Annotated in this window: 11 protein-coding genes and 1 pseudogene; 6 read left to right on the top strand and 6 right to left on the bottom strand. The window is 70.1% G+C overall.

The genetic code is table 11. The features are described 5' to 3' along the window. Nucleotides 1-435 precede the first annotated feature (435 nt). The 5 genes from AC27IO_RS17350 to AC27IO_RS17330 all read left to right on the top strand — a co-directional run bounded on the left by AC27IO_RS17350 (nt 436) and on the right by AC27IO_RS17330 (nt 4,184). Nucleotides 436-1,440 (top strand): recombination-associated protein RdgC, encoded by a 1,005-nt coding sequence (locus AC27IO_RS17350; protein WP_498739882.1) that lies wholly within the window; start codon nt 436-438, stop codon nt 1,438-1,440. A 185-nt stretch (nt 1,441-1,625) separates the two neighbouring features. Further along, nucleotides 1,626-2,018: a DUF6152 family protein gene (locus tag AC27IO_RS17345; RefSeq protein ID WP_498739880.1), complete on the top strand. Its 393-nt coding sequence runs from the start codon at nt 1,626-1,628 to the stop codon at nt 2,016-2,018. Between the two features lie 8 nt (nt 2,019-2,026). Continuing rightward, nucleotides 2,027-2,518: a DUF2214 domain-containing protein gene (locus tag AC27IO_RS17340; RefSeq protein WP_498739879.1), complete on the top strand. Its 492-nt coding sequence runs from the start codon at nt 2,027-2,029 to the stop codon at nt 2,516-2,518. An 84-nt stretch (nt 2,519-2,602) separates the two neighbouring features. After that, on the top strand, nt 2,603-3,856 hold the full coding sequence (locus AC27IO_RS17335) for a nucleoside recognition domain-containing protein (RefSeq protein ID WP_498739877.1): 1,254 nt from the start codon (nt 2,603-2,605) through the stop codon (nt 3,854-3,856). Between the two features lie 79 nt (nt 3,857-3,935). Next, nucleotides 3,936-4,184 (top strand): DUF3297 family protein, encoded by a 249-nt coding sequence (locus AC27IO_RS17330; protein WP_284397321.1) that lies wholly within the window; start codon nt 3,936-3,938, stop codon nt 4,182-4,184. 125 nt (nt 4,185-4,309) lie between these two features. Here the strand turns inward: AC27IO_RS17330 and AC27IO_RS17325 are convergent, their stop codons facing one another. From AC27IO_RS17325 to AC27IO_RS17300, 6 genes and pseudogenes are all read right to left on the bottom strand, one after another. Further along, entirely contained in the window at nt 4,310-4,786 is a 477-nt protein-coding gene (locus AC27IO_RS17325) for an STY0301 family protein (RefSeq protein WP_317356845.1), read from the bottom strand. Between the two features lie 20 nt (nt 4,787-4,806). Further along, complete coding sequence (locus AC27IO_RS17320; protein WP_284430500.1) at nt 4,807-5,199, bottom strand: BPSL0067 family protein; 393 nt, start codon at nt 5,197-5,199, stop codon at nt 4,807-4,809. Between the two features lie 72 nt (nt 5,200-5,271). Continuing rightward, complete coding sequence (locus tag AC27IO_RS17315) at nt 5,272-6,459, bottom strand: acetyl-CoA C-acyltransferase family protein (protein ID WP_284430499.1); 1,188 nt, start codon at nt 6,457-6,459, stop codon at nt 5,272-5,274. Between the two features lie 172 nt (nt 6,460-6,631). Next, entirely contained in the window at nt 6,632-7,435 is an 804-nt protein-coding gene (locus AC27IO_RS17310) for an enoyl-CoA hydratase/isomerase family protein (RefSeq protein WP_498739875.1), read from the bottom strand. A 106-nt stretch (nt 7,436-7,541) separates the two neighbouring features. Then, on the bottom strand, nt 7,542-8,006 hold the full coding sequence (gene cueR, locus AC27IO_RS17305) for a Cu(I)-responsive transcriptional regulator (RefSeq protein ID WP_284397304.1): 465 nt from the start codon (nt 8,004-8,006) through the stop codon (nt 7,542-7,544). A gap of 117 nt (nt 8,007-8,123) precedes the next feature. Then, nucleotides 8,124-8,174 (bottom strand): annotated as a pseudogene (locus tag AC27IO_RS17300) (heavy metal transport/detoxification protein); the annotation flags it as partial. Between the two features lie 167 nt (nt 8,175-8,341). Here AC27IO_RS17300 and AC27IO_RS17295 point away from each other — a divergent pair. Then, nucleotides 8,342-8,661, top strand: a 320-nt coding sequence (locus AC27IO_RS17295) for a cation transporter (RefSeq protein WP_498739874.1), incomplete at its 3' end; no start/stop codon positions are given.

Below are 8,661 nucleotides of genomic sequence, written 5' to 3'. Positions count from 1 at the left end.
GGCCAGGGCGGCCAGCAGGGCGGTGGCGGCGGCAGCGCCGGCGATGCGTCGTTGGAAGAAGATGGACATGGTGGTTCCTTTCTTGCCCCAGGGGGCGAGTGGGTCCGCCGCAACGACCGTTGCAGCGGTTGAGGGCCAGTGTCTTCCCCCTGTGTAACGCCGGCGTGAGGCGTTCGTGTGGCTGTGTAAAGTTGTGACAAGGGTTGGTTGCCCTGTCCGTGCAAAGGGGGATGGGAATGGCCCCATGCCGGCGTATTGATTGCCTGTACAGCTATTGAATCCATAGCAAACGGGGTGCCATGCCAGCGAAGGCCACGTCAGGCCGCGGGCCCGGCGCCGACCGCACCCCCGACAATGGCACCCCGCTGCACCGCGCCGCGCCCCCGGGCGTGCGCCCCAGGGTGTGCCAATGAACGTCAGAGCTGAAGGATTTCCGTGTTCAAGAACATGATCGTGTACCGCATCGCGCCGCAGTGGCAGGTGGACCTGCCGCAGGTGGAGGAGGCGCTGGCCAAGACGCCGTTCGTGGAGTGCGGCGCCACGCAGGAAAAATCGCTGGGCTGGGTGCCGCCGCGGGGCGACGCGCACGGCCCCATGGCCGAATCCGTGGGCGGGCAGTGGGTGCTGCGCTTCATGGTCGAGTCCAAGATGCTGCCCGGCTCGGTGCTCAACCGCAAGGTCAAGGAAAAGGCCGCGCGCATCGAGCAGGAAACCGGCCGCAAGCCCGGCAAGAAGGAAGCCAAGGAGCTCAAGGACGAGGCCAAGCTCGACCTGCTGCCCATGGCCTTCACCAAGCAGGGATCGATGTGGGTGTGGATCGACCCGCAGGCCCACTGGCTGGTGCTGGACACCAGCAGCCAGTCGCGGGCCGACGAGGTCGTCACGCTGCTGGTCGAGGCGCTGCCCGGCCTGTCGGTGGCGCTGCTCGATACGCAGACCTCGCCCCAGGCCGCCATGTCGCACTGGCTCAGCACGCAGGAGCCGCCCGTGGGCTTCAGCGTGGACCGCGAGTGCGAGCTCAAGAGCGCCGACGAGGCCAAGGCCGTGGTGCGCTATGCCCGCCATCCGCTCGACATCGACGAGGTGCGCGAGCACATCGCCGCCGGCAAGCTGCCCACCAAGCTCGCGATGACCTGGGACGACCGCGTGTCCTTTTTGCTGAGCGAAGGCCTGCAGGTGCGCAAGATATCGTTCCTGGACACCGTGTTCGAAGGCACCAAGGCCGATGACGGCGGCTTCGACACCGACGTGGCCATCGCCACGGGCGAACTCAGCAAGTTGATTCCCGACCTGATCGAGGCGCTGGGTGGCGAAGGCCGCACCGAACTGGGCGGCACGCCCCCGGCAGCGCCGGCGGCCGGCCCTGCCGCCCCTGCGCCTTCGAGCAGCCCTGCTGCGGTGGCGACCGATGGTGCCGAAGACGACGACGCACCGTTCTGACCCGCGGGCTCGCGGCCTGGGACAGCGCGCTGCCGCGCGGGCGCGAACCCGCATCGCCGTGGGGCCATCGTTTGGCGATGCGCCCCGTTGCGTGCACGATGGCTGTCGCGGCAGGGCCGGCCTGGACCGATGGCCCGCGCGCGCATTCCCCACGTCCCGTGAAAACCGTTGCCTGGAGGTATCCGATGACCGTCATCACCCGTTCCGTTGTCAGCACCGCCGTCGCCCTGGCGGCCCTGTGCGCCGGCCCCGCGCAGGCGCACCACGGCTGGTCCTGGGCGGAAGAAGCCCAGTCCGAGCTGGCCGGCACCGTGCAGCGCGTGCAGATCGCGCCGCCCCACCCGACGCTGGAGGTCAAGACCGCCGAGGGCGCCCTCTGGCGCGTGGAACTGGGCAATCCGTCGCAGACCGAGCGCTCCGGTTTCACCGCGGCCTCCGCCAAGCCGGGCGATGCCATCACCGCCATCGGCAACCGTGACCGGGACACTTCCCAGCGGCGCATGAAGGCCGTGCAGATCCAGGTCGGCGGCAAGACCTACGACCTCTACCCCGAGCGCATCCAGAGCCCCAAACGCTAGAAGGCCCCATGGATTTCGCCGGGCTCACGCCCCTGCTGGACACCCTGGCCGCGTCCGCCCCGGCCGCGTGGCTGCGCCAGTCCGGCACGGCCTACCTGGTGGTCAACGCCCTGCACATCGCCGTGCTGGGCCTGGGCGTGGGCGCCGCCGTGCTGCTGGACCTGCGCCTGTGGGGCGCCATCGGCCGGCGCATCCCGCTGGCGCTGCTGGGTCCGTTCCTGTCGCGCGCGGCGGGGGCGGGGATCGCGCTGGCTCTGGTCACCGGGCTGTGGCTGTTCGCCACCCGGCCGGCCGACTACCTGGCCAATCCGGCGTTCCTGGTGAAGGTGGCGGTCATCGGGCTGGCGCTGCTGAATGCGCTGGCGCTGCATGCCGGCGGGCACTGGGCGCGCGTCCTGCGCGAAGGGCGCGCTGGCGGCTGGGTGCGCATGCAGGCCGCGGTGTCGCTCGCGCTGTGGCTGGGGGCCGTGCTGGCGGGGCGCTGGATCGGATTTCTCTGAGAACGCCGGGCGATTGAGCGCCAACGCGATCTCCAGAAAGACATTGGACAGGTTCTCAGGGTCCGTGCGGCTACCATCCCGGCCATGGCGCTCAACTGGGTCTGGATCGGGTTCTTCACCGTGGCGTTCGCCACCGCTGTCGTGCGCTGGCTGCTGGGCGCGGACGGCATCTTCCAGGCCTTGCTGGCCGCGCTGTTCGATGCGGCCCGCTCGGGCTTCGAGATCTCGCTGGGCCTGGCCGGCGTGATGGCGCTGTGGCTGGGCCTGCTGCGCGTGGGCGAGCGCGCCGGCATGATCGAGCTGCTCGCCCGCGCCGCCGCCCCGCTGCTGCGCCGGCTGTTCCCCGGGGTGCCTGACGGCCACCCGGCGCAGGGCGCGATGACCATGAACCTCTCGGCCAACCTGCTGGGCCTGGACAACGCCGCCACGCCGCTCGGCCTCACGGCCATGCGCGAACTGCAGACCCTCAACCCCGGCCCGCCCGACACCGCCAGCAACGCGCAGATCATGTTCGTGGTGATGAACACCGCGGGGCTCACGCTCATTCCCACCTCGGTCATCGCCATCCGCCAGAGCCTGGCCCTGAAGCAGGGGTTGGGCGCGGGCTTCAACGCGGCGGACATCTTTTTGCCGACGCTGCTGGTCACCTTCGCGTCGCTGCTGGCGGGCGTGCTGGCCGTGGCCGTGTGCCAGCGCCTGCCCCTGTGGCGCGCGCGCCTGCTGCTGCCGGTGCTGGCCGTGGCCGGGCTGCTGGCAGTTGCCGTCACGGCGCTGGCCCGGTTGCCGGCCGAGCAGGCCGCGCGCATCGCCGGCACCACCGGGGCGGCGGTCATCCTGGGCGTGGTCATGCTCTTCGTGCTGGCGGGCGCCGTGCGGCGCGTGAACGTCTACGACGCCTTCATCGAAGGCGCCAAGGAAGGCTTTGGCGTGGCGGTGCAGATCGTGCCCTACCTCATCGCCATCCTCGCGGCCATCGGCATCTTCCGCGCAGCCGGCTGCATGGATGCACTGCTGGGCGCCATCGGCGCTGGCGTGGCGGCGATGGGCTGGGACACCGCGTTCCTGCCGGCCCTGCCCGTGGGGCTGATGAAGGTGCTCTCCGGCGCCGGCGCGCGGGGCCTGATGATCGACGTCATGCAGACGCACGGCGTCGATTCCTTCGCCGGCCGCCTGGCCGCCATCGTGCAGGGATCGACGGAAACCACCTTCTACGTGCTGGCGGTGTACTTCGGCAGCGTGGGCATCCGGCACGCGCGGCATGCGCTGGCGTGCGCGCTGGTGGCGGATGCGGTGGGGCTGGCGGCGGCGATCGGGGTGGGGTACGCGATGCTGCGGTGACTGCGCTGCCTCTCAAACCTTGGACAATTCACCCCTTCGACTGCCATCCCATTCACGCCTTCCCTCAGAAAGCCTTTCCGTGACCGACGCTCCGCAACGCCCCGACCTGCCCGACCACCTCTCCATCGACCCGCGCAGCCCGCACCATGTCGCCGCCGTGTTCGAGCACGACATCGGGATCCGCTTCAATGGAAAGGAGCGCTTCGACGTGGAGGAGTACTGCGTGAGCGGGGGCTGGGTGAAGGTGCCCGCGGGCAAGACGGTGGACCGCAAGGGCCGGCCGCTGATGATCACGCTCAAGGGCGCGGTGGAAGCGTTCTACAAGTGAAAACCCCGCCATGCCGGCGGATTGTTTGCCTGGATTGCTATTAAAAAAATAGCGAATTGACGGCGCTGCGTGTCGCGGCGGATTCCCGTCTGCCCGGACATCCGCCGCGCGCCCTCAGGCGCGGCTCACTCGCACTGGAAGCGCGTCTGCAGCGTGGCCGGGTTCTTCGTGGTGCTCGATCGGGCGGTGCAGCGCTTCACCGCGTCGTCCACGCGCTGCACCACGCGCACGGCGCCGCCGGCGTAGTCGCATGCGAGGAACTTGCCCTGCGGGTAGTCGCCTTCGAAATTCCACACGGCCGTGGCGCCCCCCTTGCCGGGCTTGTCCGACTGGGGCATGAGGACGGCGCCTTGGGCGGGCGGGCCGTCGAAGACGTTGTGGCCGGTCAGGCGCAGGGGGCGCTGGTCGAGCACGATCTCGGTGCCGGCCGGCAGGCCGGCGGCCTCCGCGCGGGGCGAGGTGAGGCGCACGGTGGCCGGGCAGTCCAGCGATGCCGTGGCGGCAATCGCTGGAGCGGACACGCCAGAGAAGAGCGCTGCGGTAAGGGCAACCAGCGCCGCCGCTCGGGCTGCAGGGCGGCGCAAAAGGGGGGTGGAGCGCATGTGGGCCTTTTCTTGGTCGATCACTCGATGACGGAATACGCGGCGGCGTTGTTGCTGGGATCGGCGAAATCCCCGTTCTTGCGCTGGACCTTCGGGCGGATGTAGCGCATGGAGACCTTGGGTTTTTGCGTATCGCTCAGCCACTGGTCCATGATCCAGATGCCGCCGGGGTCCTGCGAGATGAAGAACGCCGCGTGGTTGCCCGTGGGCAGGCTGCCGTAGCGTCCTTTGTCGTTGAAGGTGGCGATGGCCGTGCCTTTCTTGATGTTGGCGTTGCCGAAGACGGTCTCGCCCGGTTTCCAGGAACTGGTGTGGGGCAGTTGCGCATAGTGCTGCAGCAGGGCGACGCAGTGCTTGCTGCCGACCTTGCTGGTTCCCTCCAGGGCTTCGGCGTTTTGGTAGATGTAAGGCATCGTCGAGTGGGCGGACAAAAGCAGCGATCCTAGTCGGCCGCGTGCCTTTTGCCCTGGCTGTTTCCAACCGTTTCAAACCCGCTCGAAGATGGCCGCGATGCCCTGCCCGCCGCCGATGCACATCGTGACCAGCGCATAGCGCCCGCCGGTACGGTGCAGCTCCGCGACGGCCTTGGTCGTGATGATCGCGCCGGTGGCACCCACGGGGTGGCCCAGGGAGATGCCCGAGCCGTTGGGATTGACCTTGGCGGGGTCCAGGCCGAGTTCCTGGATGACGGCGCAGGCCTGGGCGGCGAAGGCCTCGTTGGCCTCGATGACGTCCATGTCCTCGATCTTCAGGCCCGTGCGCTGCAGCACCTGGCGCGTGGCGGGCACGGGGCCGATGCCCATGTAGGCCGGGTCCACGCCCGCGTGCGCGTAGCCGACCAGGCGGGCGAGCGGCTTGGCGTTCAGCGCGGCCACGCGGTCGCCGGCCACCAGCACCACGGCGGCGGCGCCGTCGTTGATGCCCGAGGCATTGCCGGCGGTGACACTGCCGCCGTCCTTCTTGAACGCGGGCTTCATGCCGGCCAGCACGTCCAGCGTGGTGTTGCCGCGCACGTGCTCGTCGGTGTCGAACAGCACGGTGCCCTTGCGCGTGGCGATCTCGACCGGAACGATCTGCGCCTTGAAGTGCCCGGCGGCAATGGCCGCGGCGGCGCGGTGCTGGCTGGCGGCGGCCAGTTCGTCCTGCATGGTGCGGCTGATGCGGTAGCGCTCGGCCACGTTCTCGGCGGTGATGCCCATGTGCATCTTCTGCCAGGGGTCGTGCAGGATGCCCAGCATGTAGTCGATGCTCTTGGCGTCACCCATGCGCTGGCCGTAGCGCGCGGCGGTGTCGAAGTAGGGGCCGCGGCTCATGGATTCGCTGCCGCCGCCGACGGCCACGTCGCAGTCGCCCAGCACGATGGCCTGCGCGGCCGACACGATCGCCTGCAGGCCGGAGCCGCACAGGCGGTTGACGTTGAAGGCCGGCGTCTCGATGGGGCAGCCCGCATCGATGGCGGCCACGCGGGCCAGGTAGGCGTCCTTGGTGTCGGTCGGGATGACGTTGCCCATGACCACGTGGCCCACCGTGTCGGGTGCGAGGCCGCTGCGTTCGATTGCGGCGCGCGTGACCGTGGTGGCCAGCTGGCTGTTGGGCACGTCCTTGAGCGTGCCGCCGAAGGTGCCGATGGCGGTGCGGGCGGTGCCGACGATGAAGACGTCGCGGTGGTTCATGGCAGGGGTCTCCTCAAGGAATGAATGAATGGACGGACAGGTGCTGAAAATCGGGGGCCGGTCGTTGCGCTGCGCTGCGGATCGGACGGAATGGTAGGGCCGGGCGGCCGGCAGGGCAGGCGCGTGGGCGTCAGCGGCCGCTGCCGTGTGGTGCCCTGCCGCGCAGGGGTGCCTACCGCCCTTCGAAGCGCGGTTTTTCCTTGGCGTAGAAGGCGGCGATGCCCGCGGCCAGGTCGGCCGTGCGCGCGCAGTCGCCGAAGGCGCGGGTTTCCGCCTCCAGTTGCGCGGGCAGGTCGCGGTCGAACGAGGCGCGCATCAGCCGGCGCATGTGGCCCAGCGCCACCGTGGGGCCGGCGGCCAGGCGCTCGGCGAGTGCGTCCACCGCCGCATCGAGCTGGTCGGCGGGCACCACCTGGTTGACCAGGCCCAGGCGCTCGGCATCGGCGCTGGTGAGCGTGTCGCCGAGCAGGGCGATCTCCAGCGCGCGGCGCAGGCCCACCTGGCGCGGCAGGGCCCACGAGGCGCCCACGTCGCAACTGGTGCCCAGGTTGATGTAGGCCAGGTTGAAGCGCGTGCCCTCGGCGGCGAGGATGAAATCGGCCAGCAGCATCAGGCTCATGCCGGCCCCGGCGGCCACGCCGTGCACCTTGGCGATGACGGGCGCGTCGATGTTCGCGAGCAGGGTGGCGGCCTCGTTGAGCGGGCCCAGCAGGTCCGCGGCGCCCTGGACAGGGTCTTCGCGCAAGGTGGCCAGATCGCCCCCCGCCATGAAGCCCTTGCCCGCGCCGCACAGCACCACGGCCCGCACGCCGGGATCGGCCGCGATGCTGCGCGCGGCCGCGCACAGGGCCTGGGCCATGGGCACGTCGATGGCGTTGAGCGCGGCCGGGCGGTGGAACTGCAGCGTGGCAACGGCCCCCTCCCGGCGAAAGACCAGGGGCGGGCTGGCGGCGTCGGGTGCGGGTGGCTGCGGCATCGTTGTCTCCTGTGTTTTGCTATTGAAAAATGAGCTGCTACCGCTTTTGCTGCAGCCATTTGCGAGGCTTTTTTGCCTGAATGGCAATGAATGCTAGGGCATGCTGCTATCTTTTTTGATGCGGATGGGCGGCTTCGGCAGCGCTTTCGGGCGCTGCGGCCAGGTCGTCCAGGATCGGGCAGTCCGGCCGCTCGTCCCCCTGGCAGCAGCCCACCAGCGACTGCAGCGTGCGCTGCATGGCCTGCATGGCGGCGATGCGCTGGGCCAGATCGTCGATGTGGGCTTGGGCGATCTGCTTGACGTGGGCGCTGGCGCGGCGCTTGTCCTGCCACAGGCCGAGCAGGGTGGCGATCTCCTGCATCGAGAACCCCAGGTCGCGGCTGCGGCGGATGAAGCGCAGGGTGTGCACGTCGGCCTCGGTGTACTGGCGGTAGCCGCTGCCGGTGCGCGCCACGCCGGCCAGCAGGCCCAGGGCCTCGTAGTGGCGCACCATGCGCGGCGAGACCCCGGCCCGCTCGGCCGCGGTGCCGATGGGCACCGGGCCGCCCTGCGGTGCGGCCGTGGCGCTCATGCGGCGACCGTGTAGCCCTCTTCGGTGATCGCGGCGGCCAGCGCGTCGCGCGCCCCGGTCGCTCTCGACCACTACCTTGCCCTGGGCCAGATCCACCTGCACGGTGGCGTCGGGATCGACCTGGCGGACGGCGTGGACGACGGCGCGTTCGCAGTGGCCGCAGGTCATGCCGGTGACTTGGAGATGGTGTTGCATGGGGTGCTCCGTTCGGGAAAGGGTGGAAGAACAATGGGTGCCAGCATCATGAACCCTGACATGGTGGCAGAGTCAAGCGGCCCCGTGCTTTCCGCGGGGCGCTTGACCTTGCCATCGCGTCAAGGTTTAAGGTGCCCACCATGAACCCGACACCCACCGCCCCGCCATCCCCCTCCGATTCCGCCCCGGGCACGCTCGACCTGGGCATCGGCGGCATGACCTGCGCGAGCTGCTCGGGCCGCGTGGAGCGCGCACTGCGCAAGGTGCCGGGCGTGCAGGAGGCCACGGTCAACCTGGCGACCGAGCGGGCCCATGTGGTCTATGCGGCCAGTGCTGCCGATGTGGCTGGTGTGGCCGGTGGGGGCGCGGCGATGGAGGCGCAGCTGCGCCGGGCGGTGCGCAACGCGGGCTACGAGCCCCGCGCCCCGCAGGCGCAGGACGCCGAGCGCGCGGCCAGTCG

The organism is Acidovorax sp. KNOB132, assembly GCF_057541515.1.
This window is presented reverse-complemented; position numbering and strand designations above follow the sequence as displayed.